Source organism: Luteococcus sp. Sow4_B9 (assembly GCF_052116585.1).
Classification (GTDB): Bacteria; Actinomycetota; Actinomycetes; order Propionibacteriales; family Propionibacteriaceae; genus Luteococcus.
This window is the reverse complement of the sequence record NZ_JBQKKT010000001.1, coordinates 194,403-220,140: the sequence shown is the minus strand read 5'-3', so window position 1 is coordinate 220,140 and position 25,738 is coordinate 194,403. Positions and strand designations below refer to the sequence as shown.

The 25,738-nt window shown below is 66.2% G+C and carries 28 protein-coding genes; 10 read left to right on the top strand and 18 right to left on the bottom strand.

Annotation, left to right across the window (positions count from 1 at the left end; all coding sequences use genetic code 11):
* The first annotated feature begins 2 nt into the window (after positions 1-2).
* From ACTQ49_RS01000 to ACTQ49_RS00985, 4 genes are read left to right on the top strand one after another with little or no spacing between them, the layout of a single operon-like run.
* Positions 3-2,024: a maltotransferase domain-containing protein gene (locus ACTQ49_RS01000; RefSeq protein WP_441825971.1), complete on the top strand. Its 2,022-nt coding sequence runs from the start codon at positions 3-5 to the stop codon at positions 2,022-2,024.
* A gap of 55 nt (positions 2,025-2,079) precedes the next feature.
* Positions 2,080-3,519: a phosphotransferase gene (locus ACTQ49_RS00995; protein WP_441825970.1), complete on the top strand. Its 1,440-nt coding sequence runs from the start codon at positions 2,080-2,082 to the stop codon at positions 3,517-3,519.
* 1 nt (position 3,520) lies between these two features.
* The gene (gene glgB, locus ACTQ49_RS00990) at positions 3,521-5,455 is read left to right on the top strand and encodes a 1,4-alpha-glucan branching protein GlgB (protein ID WP_441825969.1); all 1,935 of its coding nucleotides are present in this window, start codon (positions 3,521-3,523) and stop codon (positions 5,453-5,455) included.
* A gap of 3 nt (positions 5,456-5,458) precedes the next feature.
* The gene (locus ACTQ49_RS00985; RefSeq protein WP_441825968.1) at positions 5,459-6,232 is read left to right on the top strand and encodes an NUDIX hydrolase; all 774 of its coding nucleotides are present in this window, start codon (positions 5,459-5,461) and stop codon (positions 6,230-6,232) included.
* Between the two features lie 94 nt (positions 6,233-6,326).
* Here ACTQ49_RS00985 and ACTQ49_RS00980 read toward each other — a convergent pair whose 3' ends face one another.
* Positions 6,327-7,259, bottom strand: a complete 933-nt coding sequence (locus tag ACTQ49_RS00980) for a co-chaperone YbbN (RefSeq protein ID WP_441825967.1) — start codon at positions 7,257-7,259, stop codon at positions 6,327-6,329.
* A gap of 107 nt (positions 7,260-7,366) precedes the next feature.
* On the opposite strand from ACTQ49_RS00980, the gene pgm reads away from it, so the two are divergent.
* The gene (pgm, locus tag ACTQ49_RS00975) at positions 7,367-8,998 is read left to right on the top strand and encodes a phosphoglucomutase (alpha-D-glucose-1,6-bisphosphate-dependent) (RefSeq protein WP_441825966.1); all 1,632 of its coding nucleotides are present in this window, start codon (positions 7,367-7,369) and stop codon (positions 8,996-8,998) included.
* Positions 8,999-9,074: 76 nt separating this feature from the next.
* On the opposite strand, the gene ACTQ49_RS00970 is transcribed toward pgm, so the two are convergent.
* Together ACTQ49_RS00970 and ACTQ49_RS00965 are read right to left on the bottom strand one after the other, a co-directional pair.
* On the bottom strand, positions 9,075-9,623 hold the full coding sequence (locus tag ACTQ49_RS00970; protein ID WP_441825965.1) for a PH domain-containing protein: 549 nt from the start codon (positions 9,621-9,623) through the stop codon (positions 9,075-9,077).
* Positions 9,624-9,660: 37 nt separating this feature from the next.
* Entirely contained in the window at positions 9,661-9,807 is a 147-nt protein-coding gene (locus tag ACTQ49_RS00965) for a hypothetical protein (RefSeq protein WP_441825964.1), read from the bottom strand.
* A gap of 223 nt (positions 9,808-10,030) precedes the next feature.
* Between ACTQ49_RS00965 and mce the strand changes: the two genes are divergently transcribed.
* A complete protein-coding gene (gene mce / locus ACTQ49_RS00960) occupies positions 10,031-10,480 on the top strand; it encodes a methylmalonyl-CoA epimerase (protein WP_441825963.1) in 450 nt (149 codons plus the stop codon).
* Between the two features lie 127 nt (positions 10,481-10,607).
* Positions 10,608-11,987 carry a DivIVA domain-containing protein gene (locus tag ACTQ49_RS00955; RefSeq protein WP_441825962.1) on the top strand — a complete coding sequence of 460 codons (1,380 nt, stop codon included), beginning with the start codon at positions 10,608-10,610 and terminating at the stop codon, positions 11,985-11,987.
* A 1-nt stretch (position 11,988) separates the two neighbouring features.
* Here the strand turns inward: ACTQ49_RS00955 and nucS are convergent, their stop codons facing one another.
* Complete coding sequence (gene nucS, locus ACTQ49_RS00950) at positions 11,989-12,705, bottom strand: endonuclease NucS (protein WP_441825961.1); 717 nt, start codon at positions 12,703-12,705, stop codon at positions 11,989-11,991.
* A gap of 30 nt (positions 12,706-12,735) precedes the next feature.
* Here nucS and ACTQ49_RS00945 point away from each other — a divergent pair, with 30 nt between their 5' ends.
* A complete protein-coding gene (locus tag ACTQ49_RS00945) occupies positions 12,736-13,014 on the top strand; it encodes a hypothetical protein (protein WP_441825960.1) in 279 nt (92 codons plus the stop codon).
* A complete protein-coding gene (locus ACTQ49_RS00940) occupies positions 13,014-13,808 on the top strand; it encodes an alpha/beta fold hydrolase (protein ID WP_441825959.1) in 795 nt (264 codons plus the stop codon). Before ACTQ49_RS00945 ends, ACTQ49_RS00940 begins: the two co-directional genes overlap by 1 nt.
* Before the next feature lie 21 nt (positions 13,809-13,829).
* Here the strand turns inward: ACTQ49_RS00940 and ACTQ49_RS00935 are convergent, their stop codons facing one another.
* The gene (locus ACTQ49_RS00935; protein ID WP_441825958.1) at positions 13,830-14,543 is read right to left on the bottom strand and encodes a peptidylprolyl isomerase; all 714 of its coding nucleotides are present in this window, start codon (positions 14,541-14,543) and stop codon (positions 13,830-13,832) included.
* A 59-nt stretch (positions 14,544-14,602) separates the two neighbouring features.
* On the opposite strand from ACTQ49_RS00935, the gene ACTQ49_RS00930 reads away from it, so the two are divergent.
* A complete protein-coding gene (locus ACTQ49_RS00930) occupies positions 14,603-15,229 on the top strand; it encodes a cob(I)yrinic acid a,c-diamide adenosyltransferase (protein ID WP_441825957.1) in 627 nt (208 codons plus the stop codon).
* Positions 15,230-15,276: 47 nt separating this feature from the next.
* On the opposite strand, the gene ACTQ49_RS00925 is transcribed toward ACTQ49_RS00930, so the two are convergent.
* From ACTQ49_RS00925 to ACTQ49_RS00865, 13 genes are all read right to left on the bottom strand, one after another.
* Positions 15,277-15,732, bottom strand: coding sequence for a DUF2550 domain-containing protein (locus ACTQ49_RS00925; RefSeq protein ID WP_441825956.1), 456 nt, complete (start codon positions 15,730-15,732; stop codon positions 15,277-15,279).
* Between the two features lie 110 nt (positions 15,733-15,842).
* On the bottom strand, positions 15,843-16,256 hold the full coding sequence (locus ACTQ49_RS00920) for a F0F1 ATP synthase subunit epsilon (protein ID WP_441825955.1): 414 nt from the start codon (positions 16,254-16,256) through the stop codon (positions 15,843-15,845).
* 4 nt (positions 16,257-16,260) lie between these two features.
* Positions 16,261-17,730, bottom strand: a complete 1,470-nt coding sequence (atpD, locus tag ACTQ49_RS00915) for a F0F1 ATP synthase subunit beta (RefSeq protein WP_441825954.1) — start codon at positions 17,728-17,730, stop codon at positions 16,261-16,263.
* Between the two features lie 16 nt (positions 17,731-17,746).
* On the bottom strand, positions 17,747-18,664 hold the full coding sequence (locus ACTQ49_RS00910; protein ID WP_441825953.1) for a F0F1 ATP synthase subunit gamma: 918 nt from the start codon (positions 18,662-18,664) through the stop codon (positions 17,747-17,749).
* 4 nt (positions 18,665-18,668) lie between these two features.
* A complete protein-coding gene (atpA, locus tag ACTQ49_RS00905; RefSeq protein ID WP_441825952.1) occupies positions 18,669-20,297 on the bottom strand; it encodes a F0F1 ATP synthase subunit alpha in 1,629 nt (542 codons plus the stop codon).
* Positions 20,298-20,368: 71 nt separating this feature from the next.
* Entirely contained in the window at positions 20,369-21,169 is an 801-nt protein-coding gene (locus tag ACTQ49_RS00900; protein WP_441825951.1) for a F0F1 ATP synthase subunit delta, read from the bottom strand.
* Positions 21,166-21,726, bottom strand: coding sequence for a F0F1 ATP synthase subunit B (locus ACTQ49_RS00895; protein ID WP_441825950.1), 561 nt, complete (start codon positions 21,724-21,726; stop codon positions 21,166-21,168). Before ACTQ49_RS00895 ends, ACTQ49_RS00900 begins: the two co-directional genes overlap by 4 nt.
* 11 nt (positions 21,727-21,737) lie before the next feature.
* Positions 21,738-21,950: an ATP synthase F0 subunit C gene (locus tag ACTQ49_RS00890; RefSeq protein WP_342091259.1), complete on the bottom strand. Its 213-nt coding sequence runs from the start codon at positions 21,948-21,950 to the stop codon at positions 21,738-21,740.
* A gap of 54 nt (positions 21,951-22,004) precedes the next feature.
* Complete coding sequence (gene atpB, locus ACTQ49_RS00885; RefSeq protein WP_441825949.1) at positions 22,005-22,787, bottom strand: F0F1 ATP synthase subunit A; 783 nt, start codon at positions 22,785-22,787, stop codon at positions 22,005-22,007.
* Between the two features lie 26 nt (positions 22,788-22,813).
* Positions 22,814-23,080, bottom strand: coding sequence for an AtpZ/AtpI family protein (locus tag ACTQ49_RS00880; RefSeq protein WP_441825948.1), 267 nt, complete (start codon positions 23,078-23,080; stop codon positions 22,814-22,816).
* 40 nt (positions 23,081-23,120) lie between these two features.
* Positions 23,121-23,603, bottom strand: coding sequence for a hypothetical protein (locus ACTQ49_RS00875; RefSeq protein WP_441825947.1), 483 nt, complete (start codon positions 23,601-23,603; stop codon positions 23,121-23,123).
* 95 nt (positions 23,604-23,698) lie between these two features.
* Entirely contained in the window at positions 23,699-24,817 is a 1,119-nt protein-coding gene (locus tag ACTQ49_RS00870) for an MraY family glycosyltransferase (RefSeq protein ID WP_441825946.1), read from the bottom strand.
* A complete protein-coding gene (locus ACTQ49_RS00865; RefSeq protein WP_441825945.1) occupies positions 24,810-25,733 on the bottom strand; it encodes an L-threonylcarbamoyladenylate synthase in 924 nt (307 codons plus the stop codon). The genes ACTQ49_RS00870 and ACTQ49_RS00865 overlap by 8 nt, the downstream gene beginning before the upstream one ends.
* Positions 25,734-25,738: the final 5 nt, after the last annotated feature.

The window sequence follows — 25,738 nt, the reverse complement described above, 5'->3', positions numbered from 1 at the left end:
ACGTGAGCGCTAACCAGACCGTCCGCAAGGAAATTCCGTCCACCGATCCCGTCCAGCCGGTGCCCGGTTTCGGACGTATCCCCGTCACCAACGTGAGCCCCTCGGTCGAGGAGGGTGCCTGCGCGGCCAAGGCAGTCGTCGGCGAATGGTTCCCGGTGCGGGCCAATGTCTTCCGCGAGGGCCACGACGCGGTCAACGCGACCATCGTCCTCACCGCACCCTCGGGCCGCACCACGAGCTTCCCCATGCTCCAGCAGGAGCCCCGCGGGCTCGACATCTGGGAGGGTTGGGCCCAGGCCGATGAGGAGGGCGACTGGACCTTCCGGGTCGAGGGCTGGTCGGACGTCTGGGGCACCACCCACCACAATGCCGTCGCCAAGCTGCAGGCCGGCATGGACGTGGAGCTGGTCTGCCTGGAGGTCCAGGAGGCCGTGAACCGCGCAGCGGAGAATGCCAGCGCCGCCCAGGACGAGGTGCAGGCCAGTGTGCTGCGCGCCTCCGCCGCCCTGATGATCCCGGCCCGCACACCATCCGACCTGCTGGAGACCCTGGCCGCGACGTCATTGCTGCGGGCCATGCGCACGTACGGCCCGCGCGAGCTGGTCACGCCCACGCGTGAGCAACGCCTGCAGGTGGATCGCCGCCGTGCGCTGTTCTCCAGCTGGTACGAGTTCTTCCCCCGCAGCCAGGGCGCGTGGTGGGACGAGGAGAAGCAGTGCTGGCACTCCGGCACCTTCGCCAGCTCCCACGAGCGCCTCGAAGCTGCTGCGACGATGGGCTTCGACATCGTCTACCTGCCGCCGATCCACCCCATCGGCACGGCCTTCCGCAAGGGTCGCAACAACAGCCTGACACCCAGCGAGCACGATCCGGGTTCCCCGTGGGCGATCGGCAGCGAGGCCGGCGGCCATGACGCCGTGCACCCCGATCTGGGCACCATCGAGGACTTCGATGCCTTCGTCGCCAAGGCCAAGTCCCTGGGCCTGGAGATCGCACTGGACTTCGCACTGCAGGCCTCCCCTGACCATCCCTGGGTCAAGGAGCACCCGGAGTGGTTCACCACCCGGTTGGACGGCACGATCGCCTATGCCGAGAATCCGCCCAAGAAGTACCAGGACATCTACCCGATCAACTTCGACAATGACCGCGACGGGATCTACCGCGAGTCGCTGCGCCTGCTGAAGTTCTGGATCGGCCACGGTGTCACGGTCTTCCGCGTGGACAACCCGCACACCAAGCCCGTCGACTTCTGGGCCTGGATCATGAGCGAGGTGCGCAAGACCAATCCCGAGGTGATCTTCCTGGCGGAGGCCTTCACCCGTCCTCAGATGATGCAGGCGCTGGGCAAGGTGGGCTACCACCAGGGCTACACCTACTTCACCTGGCGCAATGCCAAGTGGGAACTGGAGGCCTACCTCAACGAGCTCTCCCGCGAGACGGCCGACGTCTTCCGCCCGAACTTCTTCGTGAACACTCCGGACATCAACCCGGCCTTCCTGCAGTCGGGCAATCCCACGGCCTTCTCGATCCGGGCGGTCCTCGCCGCGACCATGTCTCCCAGCTGGGGCGTCTACTCCGGCTTCGAGCTGTGTGAGCACGAGGTCTTCCGCCCCGGTGGCGAGGAGTACATGAACTCCGAGAAGTACGAGTACCGGCCGCGCGACTGGCAGAACCACCAGCCGAACCTCTCCGTGCTGCTGGGCCGTCTCAACCAGATCCGACGGGAGCACCCTGCGCTGCAGCAGCTGCGCAAGATCGACTTCCAGCACGCTCCGAATAACCAGGTGATCGCGTACACCAAGTGTGAGGGCGAGGACCGCATCCTGGTCGTCTGCTCCCTGGATCCGTGGAATGCCCAGGAGAGCGAGGTCTACCTGGACATGTCCCGCCTGGGACTCGACCAGGACAGCGTCATCGAGATGCATGACGAGCTCGGCGGCGGCACCTGGACCTGGGGGGCCCGCGGCTTCGTCAGCCTGCACCCGGGCAACCCGGCCCACATCTTCTCCCTCCGGGTCAAGTGATCCGGGAAGCATCTGGACACCCACGAGACCGCACGTCTGAGACCGACAGGAACCGATGAGCGAGCATCACGAGAACGACGACCACCGCAATGACGACGCGCCGGAGCCGGCCATCGACGCCCTGCAGGACTTCGTCCTGCAGGCCCGGTGGTTCGGCGGCAAGGGACGCGACGGCCAGCTGGCCGGGCTCGAGCAGCCTGACTGGATCGTGCCGCCGGGTGGGCCCACGCCGCCCGTGCGGGCTGAATACGTGACGGTCGTCTACCCGGACGAATCGCACGAGTACTACCAGCTCCTGGTGAGCTACCGGCCCGAACCGCTGGACGACTGCCTGATCGGCCCGGCCCTGGATCCAGACCTGGGCTTCGCCCACGACGCACCTCGGGACATCGAGGCCATGCGGGGCGTCCTGCGGGCCATCCTCGACGGCTCCGATGTGCCGCATGCCTGGCAGGAGTCGCTGGTGGACGGTGTCGAGCTCTCTGCCGATCTGGAACCGCGGGTCTTCGGGGGCGAGCAGTCCAACACGAATGTCCTGCTGGGTGACGTGGCCCTGATGAAGGTCTTCCGCAAGCTCGAGGTGGGCCCGAATCTGGACATCCAGATGCACGACGCGCTGGGCCGTTCGCACGTGGCCTCCGCCGCCCGGCTGTACGGCTGGGTCTCCGGTTCGCTGACCCCGTTCAGCGACGAGGGTTGGCATGACGGTGCCGATGCGCCAGATCCGCAGCGCGTGGACCTGATCATGATCAGCCAGCTGCTGCGCGATGCCGCCGATGGTTGGGAACTGGCCACCGAGTACGCCGGGCAGGGCCGGGACTTCTCCGAGCATGCGGCAGCCCTCGGCCGTGCGCTCGCCGAGGTGCACGCTGCCCTGGCCGAGGCTTTCGGCCCCGGTGGGGTGGAGGGCGAATCGGTGGTCGACACCATGCTGCTGCGCCTGGACGCAGCTGCCTGCCAGGCTCCATCCCTGGAGCCCTACCGGGCAGGGCTGGCGCAGACCTTCGAATCACTGCGCGGCGAGCGCCTGGCCGTGCAGCGGGTGCACGGTGACTTCCATCTGGGACAGACGCTGTTCACCCCCGAGGGATGGAAGATCATCGACTTCGAGGGGGAGCCGATGAAGGGCTTCGCCGAGCGGCTGGAACCAGACAGTGCCCTGCGCGATGTCGCTGGCATGCTGCGCAGCTTCAGCTATGCCACCAGCGCCTTCGCCGAGCCTTCGGGCCAGGCCGCCCAGGCATGGCTTGCATCCGCGCGTTCGGCCTTCCTTGATGCCTACGCGGCTGCCGCTGGGCCCATCGATGCGGCCGTGCTGGCCGCCTACGAGGCCGACAAGGCCATCTATGAAGTTGTGTACGAGACCAGGAATCGGCCCGACTGGGTCGAAATCCCCCTGGGCGCACTCGCGGCGATTGCTCCGAGTGCCCATGAGACCGCCGGTGTGGAGCCGGTGTCCGACGCGGCCGAGCCGGCTGCAGAGCAGGAGAACTGAGATGGGTTACGACTTGGCAGGCGGCCTCACGGGCTGGGACATGGAGGGTTTCCAGAGCGGTGGCGACACCGAGCTGTGGAAGCGCCTCGGCGCCCACGTCGTCACCATCCCCACGGATGACGGCGGCACCGTCACCGGCACGCGCTTCGCTGTCTGGGCTCCCAATGCCCAGGCCGTGCAGCTCATCGGCGACTTCAACTTCTGGAGTGGCGACGAAATGTACCGGCTGCCCGGTACAGGAGTCTGGAGCCGCTTCATCGAGCAGCGCGGTACCGACACCCTCTACAAGTTCCGCATTCTGGGCGCGGACGGCGTGTGGCGGGAGAAGGCCGATCCGATGGCCTCCTTCTGCGAGTCCGCCCCGTCGACAGCCTCCATCGTGTATGAGAGCCAGTATGTGTGGGGCGACGACGAGTGGATTGCCCGCCGGGAGCAGGCCAGCGCCCATCAGGAGCCGATGAGCATCTACGAGCTGCACCTTGGCTCCTGGCGCAAGGGCCTCACGTACCTCGACCTGGCCGACGAGCTCGTCGAGTACGTGAAGTGGCAGGGCTACACGCACGTGGAGTTCATGCCCGTCGCCGAGCACCCCTTCGAGCCGTCGTGGGGCTACCAGGTGACCGGCTATTTCGCGCCAACCAGCCGCTTCGGCCGTCCGGATGACTTCCGCCACCTGGTGGACAAGCTGCACCAGGCCGGCATCGGCGTCATCCTCGACTGGGTTCCCGGCCACTTCCCCAAGGACGAGTGGGCCCTGGGACGCTTTGACGGCACGGCCCTCTACGAGCATGCCGATCCGCGTCAGGGCGAGCACATGGACTGGGGCACCTACATCTTCAACTACGGTCGCAATGAGGTGAAGAGCTTCCTGGTCAGCAATGCGCTGTACTGGATCAGCGAATTCCACATCGACGGCCTGCGCGTGGACGCCGTGGCGTCGATGCTCTACCTGGACTACTCCCGCAAGGAAGGTGAGTGGGTGCCGAATGTCTTCGGCGGCCGCGAGAACCTGGAGGCGATCGACTTCCTGCGCTACACCAACAAGCACCTGTACGAGCGTCATCCCGGCGTGTTGATGATCGCGGAGGAGTCGACCAGCTTCCCCGGCGTCACCCGGCCGGTGCACAACGACGGTCTGGGCTTCGGTTTCAAGTGGAACATGGGCTGGATGAACGACTCGCTGCGCTACATCGAGTCGGATCCCTACCACCGCCAGTACAACCACCACCTGATGACCTTCGCGATGGTCTACGCCTACTCGGAGAACTTCATCCTGCCGATCAGCCACGACGAGGTCGTGCACGGCAAGGGTTCCATGGTGAACAAGGTGCCGCAGGACGACTGGCGCAAGTTCGCCACCATGCGCGCCTTCTACGCCTACATGTGGTCCTTCCCGGGCAAGCAGCTCATCTTCATGGGCCAGGAATTCGGCCAGCGCAGCGAGTTCAGCGAGTCCAAGGGGCTCGAGTGGTGGGTGGCCGACATGTGGGGCCACGGCGGCCTCAAGCGCCAGTTCAAGGACATGAACGACATCTATCGCGCCGAGCCCGCGCTGTACGAGCTGGACTCCGACCCGCAGGGCTTCCAGTGGTTGGCTGCCGACGATGCCGCGGGCAATGTCTTCGCCTGGGTGCGCAAGGACTCCAAGGGCGACATGATCGCCTGCATCTTCAACTTCTCACCCAACCCGCACAACACCTATGGCCTGACCCTGCCGCGCGCCGGCGTGTGGCGCGAGATCCTGAACACGGACTCCCCCACCTACGATGGCGACGGCAACTTCGGCAACTACGGGCAGGTCATCGCCCGCACGGGTGCGGCCCCCTGGGGTGACGATGCCTGGGCGACGGTCTGCATTCCGCCGCTGGGTGGCTTGTGGCTCAAGTACGACGCGAAGGCCACGGCCGAATTGCCCGACGACATCGGCATGGCCTGATCCATGGCCGAGCAGTTCTCGGTCAATGTCGAGGTCACCGGCGACATCGGCGTCATCCAGTGGAGTGGCGCCACCGATGCCGAGACCTTGGCGAAGGCCGTGAGCATGGCGGCCGACGACATCCTGCTGGGCCACGAGGTGCGCCGTCTGGAGGTGGCGATCCCCGCCACCGACCAGATGGCGCGCCGCGCCCTGCACCTGGCGGGATTTCGTCGGGAGGGCGTGCGTCGTCACGGATGGCCGGTCGACGGTGGCCAGTACGTCGACGTCCACCTGTACTCGCGGCTCGCCGGTGACATCGTCTACGGCCCGGAGGGCTTCAGCTCCGTGATGAACTCGGTGCTGCCCACCAAGCGCCTCATCGCGCATGCACTCTTCCGCAATGCACTGGGCCAGGTGCTGCTCCTGGGAACCACCTACAAGACCGACTGGGAGCTGCCGGGCGGCGTCGTGGAGCCCGGCGAGCCGCCCCGGATCGGTGCCGAGCGCGAAGTGGCCGAGGAGCTGGGCCTTCGGGTCACCTTCGGCTCCCCCGCCCTGGTGGACTGGATGCCGCCGAGTCTGGGCTGGAGCGACGCCCTCGAGTTCATCTACGACGGCGGTGTGCTGGACGATGCGACCATCGCGGGCTTCGTCCGGGAGGAGCGCGAGATCGCATCGATCAACTGGGTCGATCCCGAGGACCTGCCCAACAGGGTCTCGCCCCTGTCCGCCCGACGCATCGCGCTGGTCCTGGACGGCTTCACCGGCTTCACCGAGGACGGCATCCCAGTCTGAACTTTCTGCTCCACGAAAGCGTCAAGAGCAGATGGCGCCACGAAGGCTCCTCTCCGGGATCACGGAGAGGAGCCTTCGTGGCGTGCCGAGAGGATCAGGCGAACAGCGCCGTGGACAGCTGACGCCGCGCCTTCAGCACCGACTTGTCGGTCTTGCCGACGACGTCGAAGAGCTCCAGCAGGCGCAGTCGGGCGGCCTCACGTTCCTCGTCGCGGGTCTCGCGGATGATCTGCAGCAACCGGTCGAAGGCCGCCGCCGGATCGCCATTGATCAGTTCCAGGTCTGCAGCGTCCATCTGGACCGACCAGTTCTGCGGCTCCGCGTTGGCTGTTGTGACGATGATCTGCGGGTCGAAACGGGTGGAGCGTTCCAGGAGTTTCGCCTGCGCCAGGCCCTGCAGGGCCTCCCCGTCGGCTGGCGACTGGTCGAGCACCTTCTGGAACTCATCGACGGCCAGGGCGTAGTCGCCTGCTTCGAGCGCGGCGTCCGCTGGGGCGAACCGCGGGTCTGCTGAGGGGGCCGCCGGCTCACCACCGTCGTCGGGGGTGGTCGGGCCGACCGGCTCGGCGCGGCCGGTCAGGCCATTGGCCACGGCGATCTGGGTGACCTGGTCCAAATAGGCCTGCACCTCCTCGGCGGGCTTGGTGCCTTGGAAGAGCGGTGCCAGCTGGCCGCCGATGATGGCCACCACCGTCGGGACGGCCTGCACCCCCATGGCCTGCGCGATGCGCTGCTCGGCGTCGATGTTGACCCGGGCCAGCAGCCAGCGACCGGCGGCCGCATTCGTGGCCTGGATCAGGATGTCGGAGAGTTCCTGCGCATTGGCCCGGGGCGAGTAGAGCTCCATGATCACCGGGTGCGTGGCGGACTTGCGCACCACGGCGTCGAAGTCGGCCTCGCCCACCTGCTGCACATAGCTGCCGCCGGCTGATCCGGTGGAGGACGGGCCGGCATTGCTGGCGCCCGAGCCACCCGCCAGGGAGGACAGGTCCACGGCGCCGGGATGATTGAAACTCGCAGAAGTCATGACGCCCATTCTTCCGCGACGAAGCCCAGAACCCAACTGGGCGAAGGATGGACCAACAAGCGGCAAAGCCCCTGCCAAGGACCCCCGGAAGCAGGCAAGATGGGGTCATGGCACACGAACGCGCTGGGCAGGTGGCCCAGGAACAAGACCTGATCAACGTCGACGAGGTTCTGTCGGCCTACTACGACATCACCCCCGATCCGGACAATGTGGACCAGCAGGTGGTCTTCGGTACCTCGGGGCACCGTGGTTCGAGCCTGGACGGCAAGTTCAACGAACTGCACATCGCCGCCACCACGCAGGCCATCGTCGAGTACCGCGCGGAACAGGGAACCACCGGTCCCCTGTTCATCGGCAAGGACACCCACGCCCTGAGCCTGCCGGCCTGGAAGACCGCCACCGAGGTGCTGGTGGCCAATGGCGTCGAGGTGCGCGCGGAGAACGAGGACGAGTACACCCCCACCCCCGCCGTGAGCCGCGCCATCATCGTGTACAACCGGGACAATGAAGGTCCGCAGGCCGACGGCATCGTCGTGACCCCCTCGCACAACCCGCCGCGCGATGGTGGCTTCAAGTACAATCCGCCGAATGGTGGCCCGGCCGACACGGACGCCACCAGCTGGATCGCCAACCGCGCCAATGAGCTGATGAAGGACCAGTCCGGCATCAAGCGCGTCGCCTACGACGAGGCCGCTGCCCAGGTGACCCGCTTCGACTACCGCACCGCCTACTGCGAGGACCTGGTCAACGTCATCGACCTGGAGGCCATCAAGAAGGCCGGCGTCCGGATCGGTGCCGACCCGATGGGTGGCGCGGCCGTCCAGTACTGGCAGTACCTCGCCGAGAAGTCGGGCCTCGACCTGACCGTCGTGAACCCCGAGGTGGACCCCACCTGGCGCTTCATGACGCTGGACACCGACGGCAAGATCCGGATGGACTGCAGCTCGCCCAATGCCATGGCCAGCCTGATCCAGAACCGCGACAAGTTCGACATCTCCACCGGCAATGACGCAGACTCCGATCGTCACGGCATCGTGACGCCCGACGCCGGCCTGATGAACCCCAACCACTACCTGGCCGTGGCCATCCAGTACCTGTTCACCCACCGTCCCGGGTGGGGCGAGGGTGCGCGCGTCGGCAAGACGCTGGTCTCCAGCTCCATGATCGACAAGGTGGCCGCCGAGATCGGCCGCGAGCTGGTGGAGGTTCCCGTCGGCTTCAAGTGGTTCGTGCCCGGGCTGATCAGCGGTGACATGGGCTTCGGTGGTGAGGAGTCGGCCGGTGCCAGCTTCCTCACCCTCGACGGCCAGACCTGGACCACCGACAAGGACGGCATCATCCTGGACCTGCTGGCCAGCGAAATCCTCGCGGTCACCGGCAAGACCCCCAGCCAGCACTACGCCGAGCTGGAGGCCAAGTACGGCAAGTCCTACTACGCACGCATCGATGCCGATGCCAACCGTGAGCAGAAGGCCCGTCTCAAGGCCCTATCGCCTGCCGACATCACCGCCACCGAACTGGCCGGCGAGAAAATCACTGCCATCCTCACCGAGGCCCCCGGCAATGGCGCGGCGATCGGTGGCGTGAAGGTCACCACCGAGAATGGTTGGTTCGCGGCTCGCCCGTCGGGCACCGAGGACAAGTACAAGATCTACGCCGAGAGCCTGAAGTCGGCCGAGCACCTGGCGCAGATCCAGGCGGAGGCCAAGGAGGTCGTGAACGCGGCCCTCAACGGCTGATCGGATCCGACGGACAGATGTGCAGGCCCCCGGGAGGTTCTCCTCCCGGGGGCCTGTCCCCTCGTCGGGGAGTTCTTCAGTCCTCGAACTCGTCGTCGTCGAATTCCGCGGCCTTCAGCTGGGCCCGCAGACCGGCGCGCTGGATGACCCGCTGGATGGTCAGGTCGCGCTGCTCTGGACGGCCGACATAGCGAATGTCACGCAGGCCCTGATCCTGGGCTGCGGATTCGAAGACGAAGTGGCCAAAGCCCAGGATTCTCCCCAAGAAGGGCTGCAGGACCGAGATGTCGAGGATTCGGGTCATCGGCATGGTCGCCAGATGTTGGTCCAGGACGCCGTGGACGCGGAAGACCCGCATGTTCGTGATGACGAAACGGTCCATGAACTGCACATGGATGAGCACCATGCAGTAGCAGAAGAGTGCGAGCCCCGCGATCAGCCCCAGCCACCAGAAGGGCCCCAGGACGGACATGAACCAGAAGATCGGGATGCAGGCCACCAGCCCCATGGCGGGTGGGACGACAGTCACCCAGTGCCGGGCCACCTCGTCGATGATGAACTCACCCTGATCCACCAGGAGGTGGCGATCCACCTCCGGGGCCAGGAAGCGGGAGACCCGACTCATCGGACCGCCCGGCTGCCGCGGTCTGCGGACTCAGCGCTCAACTGGCGAGTGCCTCGAAGAGGCGCTGGATCGCCGTCACGACCGACTTCACACCCGCAGCGAATTCCTCCGGCTGCGTGGCGATGTAATAGATGATGAACGCGATCACCAGCGTCCACAGAATCTTCTTGGCCCAATCGGGCATGACGGTCTCCTCGTGAATGTGACCCGCGGGTCTTGGGGAAGTTTCGCGGCCAGGACACGGCTCGCGCAGCATCCAGTCACGTCAACTATGCCGCACGAAGCTGCTGACGCCCAGTCCCACGCACCAACTCTCCAGCGTTGCTGTAGGCCCAGCCACCGGGAACTCTGGGTGAACTCCGCCCCCCGGCATGTGGTCAGACCAGCCCGTGTGGGAACATTGGGACATGGACAACAGCGATCTCTTCATCTGCATTGACCACGTCGGTCTGGCTGTCCCGGACATCGACGAGGCCATCAAGTTCCACACCGAGAAGCTCGGCTTCCGCGTCCTCCACCAAGAGGTCAACGAGGAGCAGGGCGTGGCCGAGGCCATGCTGGGCACCGGAACCCAGGAGCCCGAGAGCGCGCAGATCCAGCTGCTCGCCCCGCTGAACGAGGACTCCACCATCGCCAAGTGGCTTGGCCGCAATGGTGGCCCCGGCATGCAGCAGCTCTGCTACCGCGTGGCTGACATCGACGCCGTGTGCGCCACCCTGCGCGAGCGCGGCCTGCGTCTGCTCTACCCCGAGCCGAAGACGGGTACCGGCGGCGCCCGGATCAACTTCGTGCACCCCAAGGATGCCGGTGGCGTCCTGCTGGAGCTGACCCAGCCCCCGGCTGACGCGACCCACTGACCCGCGCTGAGCTGGTCGCACCGCTGAGGGCGGCACTCCCACGGAGTGCCGCCCTCAGCGCGTTCCGCTGATTGGTAGCCTTCTAGGCGAATGGCTCCGTGGGGGCCGGCGGAGAGGAATTTCACGCGTGAGCGACTACTACGACGACGACACGGTCCACGACGAGGAGACCGGCCTGAACCTGTTCGACGACTCCGCGTCGGTGGCAGGCGCCTTTCCCAAGGCGATGATGGGCTATGACCGGGCCTCCGTGGACAACTACGTCCGTGAGATCGAGATGCAGCTCTCGACGCTCAAGCAGCTCACGCGCCACCTGCGACGAGAGGCGGCCACCGCGGCCCGGGCCGCGGGCACCACGGACTTCACCCGATTGGGAGCCCACGCCACCGGGATCCTGCGTTCCGCCGAGGCCCAGGGCAAGGACCTGGTGCACAAGGCCGAGCTCGAGGCTGAGCGGATCAAGGAAGAAGGACGACGGGTCGCTGCTGATCTTCGCTCCAATGCCCAGACCGAGGCCGACGACATCCGTGTTGCGGGGCTGGCCAACCTGCGCACGCTGCGCGAGCAGCTGGACCAGGACACGCGCGAGACGCTTGAAAAGGCCCGCGCCGAGGCCCGCAGCATCGTCGAGGCAGCCACCCGTCAGGCCGACGCGGTGGTGACCGAGGCCCAGAAGAAGTCCGCAGGGCTGCTGCAGCAGGCCGAGGTGACCGCCGCGAGCACCACCCACGCCGCTGAGAAGGCGGCCGCCGACACCGTCTCCCAGGCGAGGACGCAGGCGGATGAGATCATCGCCGAGGCCCGGATGCGCTTCGACGAGACGCATGAGAAGACCACTGCCCTGCTGGCCGACGCCACTCGACACCATGAGGAGTCGGCGGCGTTGATCAGCGAGGAGAACGAGAAGGCCCAGCAGATCCGGGCCACGGCGCTGGAGGATGCGGAGAAGACCAAGGTCGCCGCGGCCAATGATGCCGAGGGCACCCTCGCCGCCGCCCATCGGCAGGCCGCCATGATGAAGGACCGTCTGGAGGAGCAGTACGCCTGGCGCAAGGAGCAGCTGGAGCGCGAGGTTGCTGCGCTGCTGAGCCGCAAGGCCTCTGTGGTGGCCCAGCTGTCCAACCTGCGTCAGCTCGCCGGCGACTCCGCGCTGGACTTCCCCGACGATGATCCGCTGGGCACGTCGGACCCGCGAGACGACCAGCATGCCTCCTGGCGCATCGCGGCATCGTCAGCCCAGGACGACGATGCGCCGCAGGACGACGATTCGGCACAGGCCGCCGACGACATCCCGCCTGCTCGAGATCTCGACCGGAGCGAGCCGCAGGGCGATCCCCAGGAGGCGGACAGTACGCGGGTCATGCACGCCGTGGACCATGAGGAGACCAGCGTCGTGGCGGCGCCGGACCGTCAGCAGGGCCTGACCCCGCAGGAGGAGCGCACGGCGATCTTCCGCCGCCCCGATGACGAGGCCACCTCCATCATCAATCTGGACGATCGCAACTGACCTAGAACAGCCGGTCCTCGGGATTGTCCAGGCCGCGCAGCTCGTCGTAGTTCACCGTGACGCAGCTGATTCCGCGGTCGGTGGCCAAGGTCCGCGCCTGGGGCTTGATCTGCTGGGCCGCGAAGACCCCCTTGACGGGACTCATCAAGGGATCGCGGTTCATCAGCTCCAGGTAGCGGGTCAGCTGCTCCACACCGTCGATCTCGCCGCGTCGCTTCACCTCGACCGCGACGTACTGTCCCTCGTCATTGCGCAGCAGCAGATCGACGGGACCGATGGGCGTGTAGAACTCGCGCTGGACCAGCTGCCACCCCTCGCCGAAGGTGGTGGGGTTCTCCGCCAGCAGGGCCTGCAGGTGCGCCTCCACGCCGTCCTTCTGCAGTCCGGGATCGATGCCGAACTCGTGCTCCTCGTCGTAGTAGACCTGTCCGATGGAGATCTGCAGCGTGTCGCCCTGGGGTCCCTTGACCTCCCAGACCTGGGTGATCTCCGCGTCGAGGTCCTCGGTGGTGGCCGCGATGTCGGTGCCGGGCAGCACTTCCTGCACCGTCATGGTGCACGGCGGGCTCATCCAGTTGAGCGGCTTGTAGGCACGGTCGTCGGCATGGATGGAGACCGACGTGTCGGACTTCACCATGATCAGACGCTTCGCCATGGGCAGATGGGCCGTCAGTCGACCGGCGTAGTCGACCTGGCACTGGGCAATCACCAAACGCACCCGCACAACCTACCCCGGTAGGGTTGGTGCGTGGCAAAGCGACCGAGCAAGCACCTGCGACCCGCCCGTCCTCTGGGCGCCGGACACGCCACCAGTGCGACCAAGGCTGACGGCCGCTGGGTGGTGCGCTCCGTCCCGGGAGACCGTGCGGTGAAGACCTACACCTGCCCCGGCTGCCAGCGCGCCATCACCCCGGGCACCCCACATGTCGTGGCCTGGCCAGCTGCCCCGACGGGTTTCAACCAGGCCGCCTCACCCGCCGCCGAACGACGACACTGGCACTCCGGGTGCTGGGCAAGGAAGCACTGATGACACTCCCCCGCCTGCACACCACGACCATCGGCGACGGCCCGGCGCACGTGGTCTTCGTCCACGGCCTGTTCGGCCAGGGCAAGAACTTCACCGCCGTCGCCAAGGCCGTCCAGGACCTCGCCACCTGCACGCTGGTGGACCTGCCCAACCATGGCCGTTCGGATTGGACCGAGACCATCGACTACCCGCAGATGGCCGAGGCCCTCGCGCGGGTATTGGAGGAGATCGGCCGCCCCGCGTGTCTGGTGGGCCACTCCATGGGCGGCAAGGTCGTGATGCGCACCGCTCTGGACCATCCGGAACTCGTCGACCGGCTGATGGTGGTGGACATCTCCCCCGCCGTCGGCCTGGGCAGCAGTTTCGGCCCGCTCTTCGAGGCCATGCAGGCACTGCCCCTGGGCTCACTGGAGAGCCGACGAGACGCCGATCGCCTCCTGTCCGAAGGCATCCCCAATGACACCGTCCGCGGCTTCCTGATGCAGAACCTGCGGCACGAGCAGGGCGACGACGGAGCCCGCCACTGGCGTTGGCAGATGAACCTCGACCTGCTGGAGCGCGAGCTCGAGCGCGGGATCTCGGACTGGCCCGAGTCCTCGAAGGTCTACGACGGGCGGGTGCTCTGGGTCGCCGGGGAGAAGTCCAACTACGTGCGCGAGGATGCCGCGCCCACCATGCGCAGGCTCTTCCCCCGCTACGTGCAGGTCACCATCAAGGGCGCCGGCCACTGGGTTCACTCCGAACAGCCCGAAGCCTTCATTGCGACCCTGCGTCACTTCCTGCAGCTGGAGTGACCACCGGCGGCTCCTCCCGCGTCAGCCCAGCGTGACGTCGGTGATCTTGGCGGGGGCATTGGGGGCGGTGTTGTCCGCCGCGACGCCCTGGGCTGCGATCTTGCCGATCACGTCCACCGACTTCTCGTCCATGGTCCCGAAGACCGTGTACGCCGGCGGCAGCGTCGAATCCTGGTAGACGAGGAAGATCTGCGAGCCATTCGTGTTCGGGCCGGCATTGGCCATCGCCACGGTGCCCTTGGCGTAGTTCACCAGCTTGTTCCCGTCACTTCCCTGACCCACCTCGGCGAGCGCCTCGGCCGATGACAGTTCATCGGCGAAGGAGTAACCGGGGCCACCGCTGCCAGTGCCCGAAGGATCACCGCACTGCAGCACGAAGATGCCCTGGTCGGTGAGTCGATGGCACCGCGTGTCGGTGAACCAGCCCTGCTTCGCCAGGGACTCGAAATTGTGGGTGGCGCAGGGGGTCTGCTCCCGGTCCAGCGTCATCGTCACCGGTTCGCCGTCGATCGTCATCGTCGCCGTCACCGAACCGGTGGTGGAGATGTTCTTGTCCGACGGCGGGTCCACGGGCTTCACCGGAGAGCCGGACGATGGAAAGCTGCAGCCCGCAGCAGCGCCCCCCGCCGCAGACTCCGTGTCACCGGAGCCCTTCGCACAGCCGGCGAGCACGGTGGAGGGCAGGAGTGCGGTCACGGCCAGCAGGCGCAGTCCGCGCGAATTCACGATCGGCATGTCGAAACCATATCGAGCCCGGGCCATCTGGACGGCGAGGACACGACTAGGCTGGCGGCATGGTGAACCTGACGCGCATCTACACCCGTACCGGCGATGCTGGGGAGACCCGCCTCAGTGACAACTCCGTGGCCCGCAAGACGGATCTTCGCGTGCAGGCCTATGGCGACGTCGACGAGGCCAATTCGGCCATCGGTGTGGCGCTCGCCACCGGGCAGCTCGACGAGAGGTCGGTACAGGCCCTGGGCATCATCCAGAATGAGCTCTTCGACCTGGGGGCAGACCTGTCCAATCCCTTGGTCGCCCAGCCGGAGTGGGAGCCGCTGCGCATCGTGCAGGCCTCCATCGACCGTCTGGAGACCTGGTGCGACGAGTTCGGACAGGACCTGCCCAACCTGCGCTCCTTCATCCTTCCCGGGGGAACCATGGCCGCGGCGCAGCTGCACGTCGCACGCACCATCGTGCGGCGGGCAGAGCGGGCGGCGTGGTTGGCCGCGGACCAGTACGGCACCGAGACCAGCGCTGATCCGGAGAACATCCCAGGCGGGGTGAACCAGCTGGCGATCAAGTACCTCAACCGACTCTCGGACCTGCTGTTCATCATGAGTCGTGCCGCCAACGGCGAGGCCGAAGTGCTCTGGGTTCCGGGCGGGGAACGCTCACCCCAACCGACGCCCGAGGACTGATCCGGCCGCTGCGACGAAGCCACACTGACCGGTCGAGCCGGGAGAACTCAGCCCAGCTCGTGGACCCCATAGCTGTCGCCGCGCGGCGGCGCAGCCTCCAGCCAGCTCATCAGGCCAGTGACGGAGGCCGGGTGCATGGCCAACTCCCAGGTCTGGGCGCGTCCACCATCGGTGGAACGAACCTGCATGATCTCGTCGTCGCTGAAGAGCACGACCGCCTCATCGGGATCGGGACTGCGACGGCCGATCGAACTGGTGTCATCTCGCGTCAGCGTGACCGTGGGAGACATCCGCAAGGAGAAGATGCGGAACCACTGCAGCTCATTGCCCTCATATCGCGCGACGCCCGTGGCCCAGTTGCCGCTGCGGAGCTTGAGCGCGCAGTCGAAGACGCCACCGCGGCTGGAGAGCCACCTTCGGCGTCCGTAGAGACCGGCGATCGGAAGCAGGAAGACCAGCAGGAGGAGGGCAACCACCGTCTCCATCGCCACGATCCATTCCATGACGACAAACTACCTGATCAGACGCCAGTGCGCGGCATCGTGCGGGATATCTCACTGGCATGGCGAAAGGGCCGATCAGCGACTGCCGATCGGCCCTTTCGGGGGAAGGATCAGTGACCCTTCTTGTTGCTCTTCGCGGCGGCCTTGAGCTGCGCCTCGGCCAGGTGCAGGCGGTGGACCTCGTCATCCGTCGCCTCGCCCGCGGCGTGCTTCACCGAGAGCTGGTCGTACTCGCGCTGGGCCTCGTCCGACGAGATCTCGTCGAACAGCGACGCCTTCTGGGCAACCAGGTTCACCTTGTTGTCCACCACGGCCATGAAACCGCCGTCGACAGCGATGATCTCTCGCTTGCCGTCGACCGTGACGATCTCAGCCGCGCAGGGCACCAGTGCCACCATCAAGGGCTCGTGACCGGCGAGGATGCCGATGTCGCCCTCAGTGGTGCGGACGATCACGTTGCTCGCCTTGCCCTCCCAGACACGCCGGTCGGCAGCGACGACCTCGACGTTGATTGGGTCAGCCATGTGATCAGCCCTTCTGCAGGTCGTGCCACTGACGCTCGACGTCGTCCATGCCACCGACGTTGAAGAAGGCCTGCTCGGGGATGTGGTCCACATCGCCATTGCAGATCATCTTGAACGACTCGATGGTGTCCTTCAGGTCGACGGTCGAGCCCTCGACGCCGGTGAACTTGGTGGCCATGTAGGTGTTCTGGCTCAGGAACTGCTGGATGCGACGAGCACGGTTGACCGTGATCTTGTCCTCTTCGCTCAGCTCGTCCACACCGAGGATGGCGATGATGTCCTGCAGCTCCTTGTTGCGCTGGAGGATCTGCTTCACGTGCACCGCGGTGTCGTAGTGATCCTGGCCCACGTACTGCGGGTCGAGGATGCGCGACGAGGAGGTCAGCGGATCCACGGCCGGGTACAGACCACGCGACGCGATGTCACGGCTGAGCTCGGTGGTGGCATCCAGGTGGGCGAAGGTGGTCGCCGGAGCCGGGTCGGTGTAGTCATCGGCGGGCACGTAGATGGCCTGCATCGACGTGATCGAGTGACCGCGGACCGAGGTGATGCGCTCCTGCAGCTGGCCCATCTCGTCAGCCAGGTTGGGCTGGTAGCCCACGGCGGAGGGCATGCGACCCAGCAGGGTCGAGACCTCGGAGCCGGCCTGGGTGAAGCGGAAGATGTTGTCGATGAACAGCAGCACGTCCTGGTTCTGCACATCGCGGAAGTACTCCGCCATGGTCAGGGCGGACAGGGCGACGCGCAGACGCGTGCCCGGCGGCTCGTCCATCTGGCCGAAGACCAGGGCGGTGTCCTTGAAGACGCCTGCCTCGTCCATCTCCATGATGAGGTCATTGCCCTCACGGGTGCGCTCACCCACGCCGGCGAACACCGAGGTGCCACCGAAGTTGTGGGCGATGCGGTAGATCATCTCCTGGATCAGAACGGTCTTGCCGACGCCGGCACCACCGAACAGACCGATCTTGCCGCCCTGCACGTAGGGGGTCAGCAGGTCGAGCACCTTGATGCCGGTGTGCAGCATCTCGGTCTTGCTCTCGAGCTGGTCGAACTTGGGCGCATCGCGGTGGATGGGCCAACGCTCGTTGATCTCCACGCCATTGGCCTGGAGGTCCTCGTTCAGGCAGTCACCAGTCACATTCCACACGCGGCCCTTGGTGACATCGCCAACGGGCACGGAGATCGGGGCACCGGTATCGGTGACCAGATCGCCGCGGCGCAGGCCGTCGGTGGGCTTGAGCGAGATGGCGCGGACGATGTTGTCGCCCACGTGCAGCGCGACCTCAAGGGTGAAGGTGCGCTTGGAGCCAGCCTCGCCGTCGATGTCATCGACGGAGACGGTCAGGGCATTCATGATGTCGGGCATCGCGTCGGCGGGGAACTCGACGTCCACCACCGGGCCGATGACCCGGGCAACGCGACCGGTACCGCCGGCCCGCTGCTCGGTCTGGGGATTGACAAGGGTGTCAGTCATTTTCGTACTTCCTCGCTCACTCGGCCTGGGAGGCCTCGGTCAGCGCCGAGGCGCCGCCGACGATTTCGGTGATTTCCTGGGTGATCTGGGCCTGACGTGCCTGGTTGATCTCGGTGGTCAGGCTGTTGATCAGCTGCTGCGCGTTGTCCGTCGCCGACTTCATGGCCTTCTGTCGGCTGGCCAGCTCGGAGGCCGCCGACTCCAACAGGTAGAACCAGATCCTGTTGCGGACATAGAGCCCGAGCAGCGAATCAAGCACCGACTCAGGATCGGGCTCGAAGGTGTACTCGAGATCAGCTTCGCCATCGATGGCCTTCTCGACGTCGTCGCCCTCCTCGACAACCTCGATCGGGAGCACGCGACGAGCGCGCGGCTCCTGAACGAGCATCGAGACCATGCGGGTGTAGACGGCGTAGACCTCGTCCGCGCCACCCTCCTCGTACGGCTTGAGGAAGGACTCGAGCACGGCGTCGCTGATGGCAACGGCGTCGTCGTACGTCGGGTTGTCGGTGTAGCCCGTCCAGTCCTTCGCCACCGGGATGTCCCGGAAGCGCAGGAAGTCGGTGGCCTTGCGGCCGCTGGTGAAGATGACGACCTCGAGGCCTTCACCCTCGAGCTTGTCCTTCAACCGCAGCGCCTGCTTGATGGCGCTGGACGAGTAGCCACCGGCCAGCCCTCGGTCCGAGGTGAACAACACGACGACGGCGCGACGACGCTGGGTGGGCTCCAGGGTCAACGGATGCTCGATGTCGGTGTGCTGGGCGACTGCAGCCACGGCGCGGTTCAGCACGCTCGTGTATGGCAGGGCCGCGCGAGCAGCGCGGTCTGCCTTCACGATGCGCGAGGCCGCAATGAGCTCCATCGCCTTGGTGATCTTCTTGGTCGATGCGACAGAGGCCTTCCTCTGTCGCAGTTCCCTCAGGCTTGCCGGCATGCGCTCAGCTCCGCTTCACGACGATCTGCTCGTTCGAGACGTCCTTATTCTCGAGCGGAGCATTGATCTCGGCGATCGTGCGGCCGTCGGTGGTACGGAAATCGCGCTTGAACTTCGCAATCTCGTCCGCGGTGGCCTTGGCGGTGTCATCGTCGAACTGCTTGGTCTCGGCGATGGTGGACAGGATCGGCGTGTTACGTCGCAGGTGCTCCAGGAGCTCCTGCTCGAACCGAAGGGTGTCCTCGACGGGAACCTCGTCGAAGTGACCGTTCGTTCCGGCCCAGACGCTGACGACCTGGTCCTCAACCGCGTAGGGCTCGTAGTTCTTCTGACGCAGCAGCTCCACCAGACGGGCACCACGATCGAGCTGACGACGCGAGGTCTCGTCCAGGTCGGAGGCGAACATCGCGAAGGCCTGCATGTCGCGGTACTGGGCCAGGCTGATCTTGAGCGTGCCGGCGACCTTCTTCATGGCCTTGATCTGCGCGGCGCCACCAACTCGGGAGACCGAGATGCCGACGTCCACGGCGGGACGCTGGTTGGCGTTGAACAGGTCGGACTGGAGGAAGATCTGGCCGTCGGTGATCGAGATCACGTTGGTCGGGATGTAGGCCGAGACGTCATTGGCCTTGGTCTCGATGATCGGCAGGCCGGTCATCGAGCCGCCACCCAGTTCGTCGGACAGCTTGGCGCAACGCTCCAGCAGACGGCTGTGAAGGTAGAAGACGTCGCCGGGGTAGGCCTCACGGCCCGGCGGACGACGCAGCAGCAGCGACATGGCGCGGTAGGCCTCGGCCTGCTTGGTCAGGTCATCGAAGATGATCAGGACGTGCTTGCCCTGGTACATCCAGTGCTGGCCGATGGCGGAGCCGGCGTAAGGGGCGATGTACTTGAAGCCGGCGGCGTCGGAGGCCGGGGCGTTCACGATCGTCGTGTACTCCAGCGCGCCTGCGGCCTCGAGCGCGCCACGCACCTCGGCGACGGTCGAACCCTTCTGGCCGATGGCGACGTAGATGCAGCGGACCTGCTTCTTGGGGTCGCCCGACTCCCAGTTGGCCTTCTGGTTGATAATCGTGTCGATCGCAATGGCGGTCTTGCCCGTCTTGCGGTCACCAATGATCAGCTGACGCTGGCCACGGCCGATCGGGATCATGGCGTCGATGGCCTTCAGGCCGGTCTGCAGCGGCTCGCGCACCTCCTGACGGTCCATCACGCCGGCCGCCTGGAGCTCGAGGGCGCGACGACCCTCGATGTTCTGGATCTCACCAAGACCGTCGATCGGGTTGCCCATGGCATCGATCGTGCGGCCGAGGTAGCCCTCGCCCACCGGGATCGACAGGACCTCTCCGGTGCCACGCACCTTCGAGCCCTCCTCGATGCCCTCGGAGTTGCCCAGCACGACGACGCCGATCTCACGGGTGTCGAGGTTCAGGGCGATGCCCGTGGTGCCGTTCTCGAACTTCAGCAGCTCGTTGGCCATCACGGAGGGAAGACCCTCGACGCGGGCGATGCCGTCGCCCGAGGTGACCACGGTGCCGACCTCTTCGCGCTCGGCCGCCGCGGGGGTGTAGTTCTGGACGAAGTTGTCCAGTGCGTCGCGGATCTCGTCCGGACGAATCGTCAGTTCCGCCATTGCGTCCCTACTCTTTCGATGTGCGCACCCGCCAGGGAGCGCTGGATTGTGGGTTGGCCCCGAGCTGTCCGTCAGGACAGCTGCTGGTGCACCTGGTCAAGTCGGCCGGACACGGTGCCCTCGAAGACCTCGTCTCCGAGCTCCACGCGAACACCACCCAGCACCGACGGTTCGACGGTGACCTGGAGGTCGACCTCCCGGCCGTGGATGCGGGTCAGCGCGGTGCGCATGCGGGCCAGCTGGCCCTCGTCGAGTGGCCGCGCCACCGTGACCTTGGCCAGGTTGCGGTTGCGCAGCTGCGAGGCGATGGCCAAGTAGTTCTCGACCGTCAGCTCGAAATTGCGTTCGCGACCGGCCACCGCACGGGCGGCGAGGGCCTCGACCCAGCCATGGGCCTTGCCCTGCAGCAACTGGTGGACCAGCTGCTGACGGGCGACCAGTGGCTTGCGCTGATCGTCGAGTGCCTCCCGCAGGGCGGCATCCGAGCGCACGGTCTTGAGGAAGCCGAACAGCTGCTCGGTGACCTCATCGAGGAATCCGGCGTCCTGCGCCTGACGGAGCTGACCGCGCACGGCCTGACGCTCGAGTGCGTCGGCCAGGCCGCGCCCGGACTTCCAGCGCTGGGCGGAGGCCTGCTTGACGATCCAGATCGTCTGGCCACCGACCTTGCCCTCGAGCAACCGCTCGGCCAGCTGCTGACGAACCTCCACCGGGGTGGCCGGGTCGGTCAGCGCTCGCTTCAACGCCGACTGCGAGTCGAGCGCGTCCACGACGGCGAACAGCTCCCCCGGCGTGGCACCGTCGAAGGACTGGTCAGAAAGAACCTTGTCCAGATCGCTGCGCCGGGCCTCTTCGGTTGCAGTCAGGGTCATGCCTGCTGCCCCCCATTGCTGGCGGACTGGTTCTCCAGGTCAGCCAGGAAGCGGTCGACGGTGGCGCGGACACGCTGGTCGTCGTCGAGGCTCTCGCCGACGATGCGTCCGGCCAGCGTGGTGGCAAGGCCACCGACCTCGCTGGTCAGCTGGTTCATGGCCTGCTCACGCTCTGCAGCGATCTTGGCCTGTGCGGTCTCCAGAATGCGATTCGATTCCTTGGTGGCCTGGTCACGCATCTCCGCGAGGATCTGCGCGCCCTGGTTCTTGGCCTCTTCACGAATCTGGGCCGCTTCATCACGTGCCGACGAGAGCTGGGCGTCGTACTGCTGGCGAGCAGCCTCGGCCTCGGCCTGGGCGCGCTCGGCGCGCTCCATGCCGCCCTGGATGGCATCGCTGCGCTCCGCATACATCGTCTCGAAGGCCGGGACGACCTTCTTGGCGAAGACCGCCGTGATGATCAGGATCAGGATGATCCCGATGATCGCTTCGGACGGGTGATGCGGCCACAGCGGCCCCAGAGCCGACTCCAGCGGCACCCAAGCGTTGGGCACCATCAGAGGACTCATTACTTGACGGCGAAGGCGAGGGCGAAGCCGAACAGCGCGAGGGCCTCGACCACGGCGAAGCCGATCATGGCGGTGCTGAACATGGCGCCACGGGCCTCAGGCTGGCGGGCGGTGCCGTTGATCACGGAGGCGAAGATCCAGGCCACACCAAGGGCCGGGCCGAGGGTCGCGAGAGCGTAGCCGATGACGTTGATCGAGCCACTGATTTCCATGAGGGGCATTGTGGTTCCTTTCGGGTTTTTCTTCTGTGTGAAGAAAGCTATGGGTCAGTGCTCGTCCGCGATGGAGGACGAGACGTACTGTGCCGTCAGCACAGTGAACACGTAGGCCTGCAGAGCACCGATGAAGAGCTCAAGGCCGAGGAGGGCGAAGCTGAAGATGAGCGACAGCGCGCCGGAGACATTGAAGAACAGGTTGTCCGGGTAGGTCAGCAGGAAGGCGCCGCCCACCACGAAGAGCATGATCACCAGGTGGCCCGCGAACAGGTTTGCGAACAGACGCATGGAGAGCGTCAGCGGGCGGGTGATGAAGTTCGACAGGAACTCCAGCGGGATGATCAGCGGCATGATCCACCACGGGACGCCCGGAGGCATCAGGGTGTGCTTGAGGTAGCCGCCCACACCGTGCTTGGCGAAGCCAGCACCGACGTAGACGAAGAAGGTCACGATCGCCAGACCGTAGGCGTAGCCGATGTTCGAGAAGGTCGGGAACATCGAGAAGAAGAGCTCGCCGAACCAGTTGTTGATCAGGATGAAGCTGAACAGCGCGAGCAGGTAGGGCAGGAACTTGCGGTAGTCACGGCCCAGGGTGTCACGGGCGATGGCATTGCGCACGAACTCGTAGGCGCGCTCCATCACCACCTGCTTCTTGGTCGGCTTGACCTTGAGGCCCGAGGAGGCCCACAGCCAGAAGGCGATGACGATGATCGCTGCAAGAATGGCCTGGATCGCCGGCTTGGTCAGCCAGTCGATGCCGTAGTTCCCGTCGAACTGGAAGTCCTTGACGCCCGGGGTGACCCAGCCGCCACCCTCCATGGGCACGAGATTCATCGGGAGTGCATTCAACAGGTGCAGCATCACTGGTCAACTCCCCTGGGATTCATGGTCACGTCAGACTTTCCGTAGCGCTTGATGATGAGATACATGCTTGCCACCACGCCGAGAACAAGTCCGACGGGGAGCATCCACGCTTGATGCAGGTAGCGAGAGCCGAGCCACCCGAGGCCGCCGTAGAAGATCATCCCGGCGAGCACATAGCTGAGAGCAGCATTCCCCTCGTCACCGCGAGGCCCCGCCGTCGGAGCCTGGCGACCAGTCGCACGGGGCTTGGAATGCTCGTCCATTTCGTGCTGGACTATACCAGTCCTGACGTGCTGTGACATCTCATTCTCCCCCTTCTGGAACGCGAGTGTATTCCGTGTCGTAGACCGGCACGTTGGAGCGCAGATTGGTGCCGATCAGCCCCGCGATCCACGCGATGCAGGTCACCACGACCGATGCGGCGAGCACCGGCGGAACCGGCTCCCAGTGACTCCTGCCGGGGCCCAGTGCCAGCAGCACCAGCCCCAGCATCGCCACCCGCGAGACATAGGAGATCAACACGACCCCCACCGCCTGCTGGCTCCCCTGCCCCATGGCCGCCAGGTGTACGGGCGAGCCGCCGCCAAGAAAGGCGATGACGGCAACCGAGCCCAGCAGCGACGAGAGGACGCCGGGCGTCCCGGCAGTGAGGAAGGCTCCCCCGGCGCAGACGGCGGTGGCCAGGACCGAGGCCACCAGCGCACCGCTCATCATGCGGAAGGAGAGCGTGAGATGGGGCAGACGCCACACGGGGATTCGCTGCTCAGGCATGGCCAGCGCGCTCATCAGTCGTGGGTTCCCGTCTGCCGGAATGACCTCCGAGAGCTCTCTCGGAGTGCTTGTGAAACGTAGCACAATCAATCTCTTGATGTCGAAACACCTCAGGCCCCGTCCCCCGTGGCGGCACGCATCCGGCGACGCGGCCCCATCCAGGTGAGCCACACGGCCAGGGCAGCAACCGCGAGGACGAGGGCAACGACCCACCAGCTCTGGATGACTCCGACGGCCACGACGCCAAAACTCAGCAGGCCGGTCCAGAGGTACATCAACAGACATGCCCTGACCTGGGAGTGCCCACGCTGCAGCAGGCGATGGTGCAGGTGGTTCTTGTCGGCCACGAACCACCAGGTGCCGGCCCTGGTGCGTCGGGCATAGGCCAGGACCAGATCAAGGAAGGGCAGCGCCATGATCGCAAAGGGCAGGATGATGGGCAGATAGCTGGGCAGCAGACCACCTCCACGGGCGCTCAGGGCGGCCGGATCCACCTGTCCGGTCAACGAAATGGTCGAGGCCGCCATCAACAACCCGAGCAGCATTGCCCCCGAGTCACCCATGAACATCCGGGCCGGAAAGAAGTTGTGGGGCAGGAAGCCCAGACACACTCCCCCGACCGTGACGGTCACCAGGCTCGCCGTCGTGGCCAGCACCAGATCCTGCTCGTGGGCCAGCAGGTAGGTGTAGCTGAAGAAGGCCAGTGCCCCGATCGCAACCACTCCGGAGGCCAGCCCGTCCAGACCGTCGACGAAATTGATCGCATTGACGCACAGGAAGATGAAGATCACCGTGATCAGGATCGAACTCGCAGTGTCCAGGACGATGATCCGATTGGGCAGAGCGATCCAGAACATCCGCACGCCATAGAGCACGACGATGCCGGCCGCGAGAACCTGGCCCGCAGCCTTCACCCGCGCCGGCAGGTCGTACATGTCATCCAGGACTCCCACCACGCAGATCACCGCCCCCGCCAGCAGGATCGCCGCGGCATCATTGCGCACGACGGCAAGACGCCCAAGGAAGGGCAGCTGGGCTGCCAGCAGGAAGGCCGCCGCCGTGCCCCCGAGCATGGCGATGCCCCCGAAGTACGGGATGGGGACGGCGTGCACGTCCCGGTCACGGACCTGCGCCACGGCGCCAGTGCGCAGCGCGAGCCGACGGCACAAGCCTGCCAGGAGGTAGGTCGTGGCGAAGGCGGTCAGCAGGACCAGCGAGTACTCACGCATCGCGCTCGGCCGTTGCCTGCCCTGTCTCGTCTGCCTCGCCCGGGGGAATCCCTGTTTCGTCGTCAGCTGGGGCGCTGGATTCGTCCAGGCTGCCGGAAGGCTCGTCGCCGGCAGGATCGTCGCCCACCAGATCCGCCTCGATGGCATCGTCCTGCGTGACCTCGTCCTCCCAGACGATGAAGGGGTTCACCTCGCGCAGTTCCTCGATGCCGATAGCCCCCATTCGCACCACCCGGCCGAGCGTCTCGCTCACGAAGTCGACGATGGTGGAGGGCGTGGACCCGGGAGTCGCACCAGCGTCCAGGTAGACGTGCACGGAGTTCCCGAGCTGCTCGACTGCAGCGTCGATCGTCGTGGAGGACGGCTGGCCTGAGACATTCGCAGAACTCACGGCCAGGGGGCCGGTGCGGCGGAGCAGGTCGCGGGTGAAGTCGTGGTCCGGCACGCGCACGGCGATGGTTCCCCTGGTCTCACCCAGGTCCATGCGCAGGTGCTGCTGGGCCGGGACGATCAAGGTCAGGGCGCCGGGCCAGAACTTCTCCGCCAGCCGCAGGGCGTGCGCCGGTAGATCATCGGCCAGTGCCTCGAGCATCCCGGCCTCGGCCACCAGCACGGGCGGCGGCATGTCGCGTCCGCGGTGCTTCGCATCCAGCAAGCCCTGGACGGCCGCCGCGGAGAAGGCATTCGCGCCGATCCCGTAGACCGTGTCCGTCGGCAACACGATGCACTCCCCCGCAGCCACGGCCGCCTGGGCTGCCGCGAGCGCTGCCGATGTGTCGGACTTGACGTCGAAGCGCTGCCACTGGGGCGCACCATCGTCGGTCACGGCCTGGGCATCCGCCGCCCTGTGCTCGTCGACCGGGCCCTGCGCGTCGACGATCTCCTGCTGATCAACCGGGGTCTGCTCCTCGCTCACCCGTA

Excerpts from the sequence above, each read along its gene's own strand:
- ACTQ49_RS00980 (WP_441825967.1), bottom strand. The coding sequence starts at position 7,259 with ATGACTTCTGCGAGTTTCAATCATCCCGGCGCCGTGGACCTGTCCTCC.
- ACTQ49_RS00970 (WP_441825965.1), bottom strand. The coding sequence starts at position 9,623 with ATGAGTCGGGTCTCCCGCTTCCTGGCCCCGGAGGTGGATCGCCACCTC.
- ACTQ49_RS00930 (WP_441825957.1), top strand. The coding sequence starts at position 14,603 with ATGGTGAACCTGACGCGCATCTACACCCGTACCGGCGATGCTGGGGAG.
- ACTQ49_RS00965 (WP_441825964.1), bottom strand. The coding sequence starts at position 9,807 with ATGCCCGATTGGGCCAAGAAGATTCTGTGGACGCTGGTGATCGCGTTC.
- ACTQ49_RS00910 (WP_441825953.1), bottom strand. The coding sequence starts at position 18,664 with ATGCCGGCAAGCCTGAGGGAACTGCGACAGAGGAAGGCCTCTGTCGCA.
- glgB (WP_441825969.1), top strand. The coding sequence starts at position 3,521 with ATGGGTTACGACTTGGCAGGCGGCCTCACGGGCTGGGACATGGAGGGT.
- pgm (WP_441825966.1), top strand. The coding sequence starts at position 7,367 with ATGGCACACGAACGCGCTGGGCAGGTGGCCCAGGAACAAGACCTGATC.
- ACTQ49_RS00940 (WP_441825959.1), top strand. The coding sequence starts at position 13,014 with ATGACACTCCCCCGCCTGCACACCACGACCATCGGCGACGGCCCGGCG.
- atpA (WP_441825952.1), bottom strand. The coding sequence starts at position 20,297 with ATGGCGGAACTGACGATTCGTCCGGACGAGATCCGCGACGCACTGGAC.
- ACTQ49_RS00870 (WP_441825946.1), bottom strand. The coding sequence starts at position 24,817 with ATGCGTGAGTACTCGCTGGTCCTGCTGACCGCCTTCGCCACGACCTAC.
- atpB (WP_441825949.1), bottom strand. The coding sequence starts at position 22,787 with ATGAATCTCGTGCCCATGGAGGGTGGCGGCTGGGTCACCCCGGGCGTC.
- ACTQ49_RS00900 (WP_441825951.1), bottom strand. The coding sequence starts at position 21,169 with ATGACCCTGACTGCAACCGAAGAGGCCCGGCGCAGCGATCTGGACAAG.
- atpD (WP_441825954.1), bottom strand. The coding sequence starts at position 17,730 with ATGACTGACACCCTTGTCAATCCCCAGACCGAGCAGCGGGCCGGCGGT.
- mce (WP_441825963.1), top strand. The coding sequence starts at position 10,031 with ATGGACAACAGCGATCTCTTCATCTGCATTGACCACGTCGGTCTGGCT.
- ACTQ49_RS00890 (WP_342091259.1), bottom strand. The coding sequence starts at position 21,950 with ATGGAAATCAGTGGCTCGATCAACGTCATCGGCTACGCTCTCGCGACC.
- ACTQ49_RS00875 (WP_441825947.1), bottom strand. The coding sequence starts at position 23,603 with ATGAGCGCGCTGGCCATGCCTGAGCAGCGAATCCCCGTGTGGCGTCTG.
- ACTQ49_RS00925 (WP_441825956.1), bottom strand. The coding sequence starts at position 15,732 with ATGGAATGGATCGTGGCGATGGAGACGGTGGTTGCCCTCCTCCTGCTG.
- ACTQ49_RS00995 (WP_441825970.1), top strand. The coding sequence starts at position 2,080 with ATGAGCGAGCATCACGAGAACGACGACCACCGCAATGACGACGCGCCG.
- ACTQ49_RS00880 (WP_441825948.1), bottom strand. The coding sequence starts at position 23,080 with ATGGACGAGCATTCCAAGCCCCGTGCGACTGGTCGCCAGGCTCCGACG.
- ACTQ49_RS00920 (WP_441825955.1), bottom strand. The coding sequence starts at position 16,256 with ATGGCTGACCCAATCAACGTCGAGGTCGTCGCTGCCGACCGGCGTGTC.
- ACTQ49_RS00985 (WP_441825968.1), top strand. The coding sequence starts at position 5,459 with ATGGCCGAGCAGTTCTCGGTCAATGTCGAGGTCACCGGCGACATCGGC.
- ACTQ49_RS00895 (WP_441825950.1), bottom strand. The coding sequence starts at position 21,726 with ATGGTGCCCAACGCTTGGGTGCCGCTGGAGTCGGCTCTGGGGCCGCTG.
- ACTQ49_RS00935 (WP_441825958.1), bottom strand. The coding sequence starts at position 14,543 with ATGCCGATCGTGAATTCGCGCGGACTGCGCCTGCTGGCCGTGACCGCA.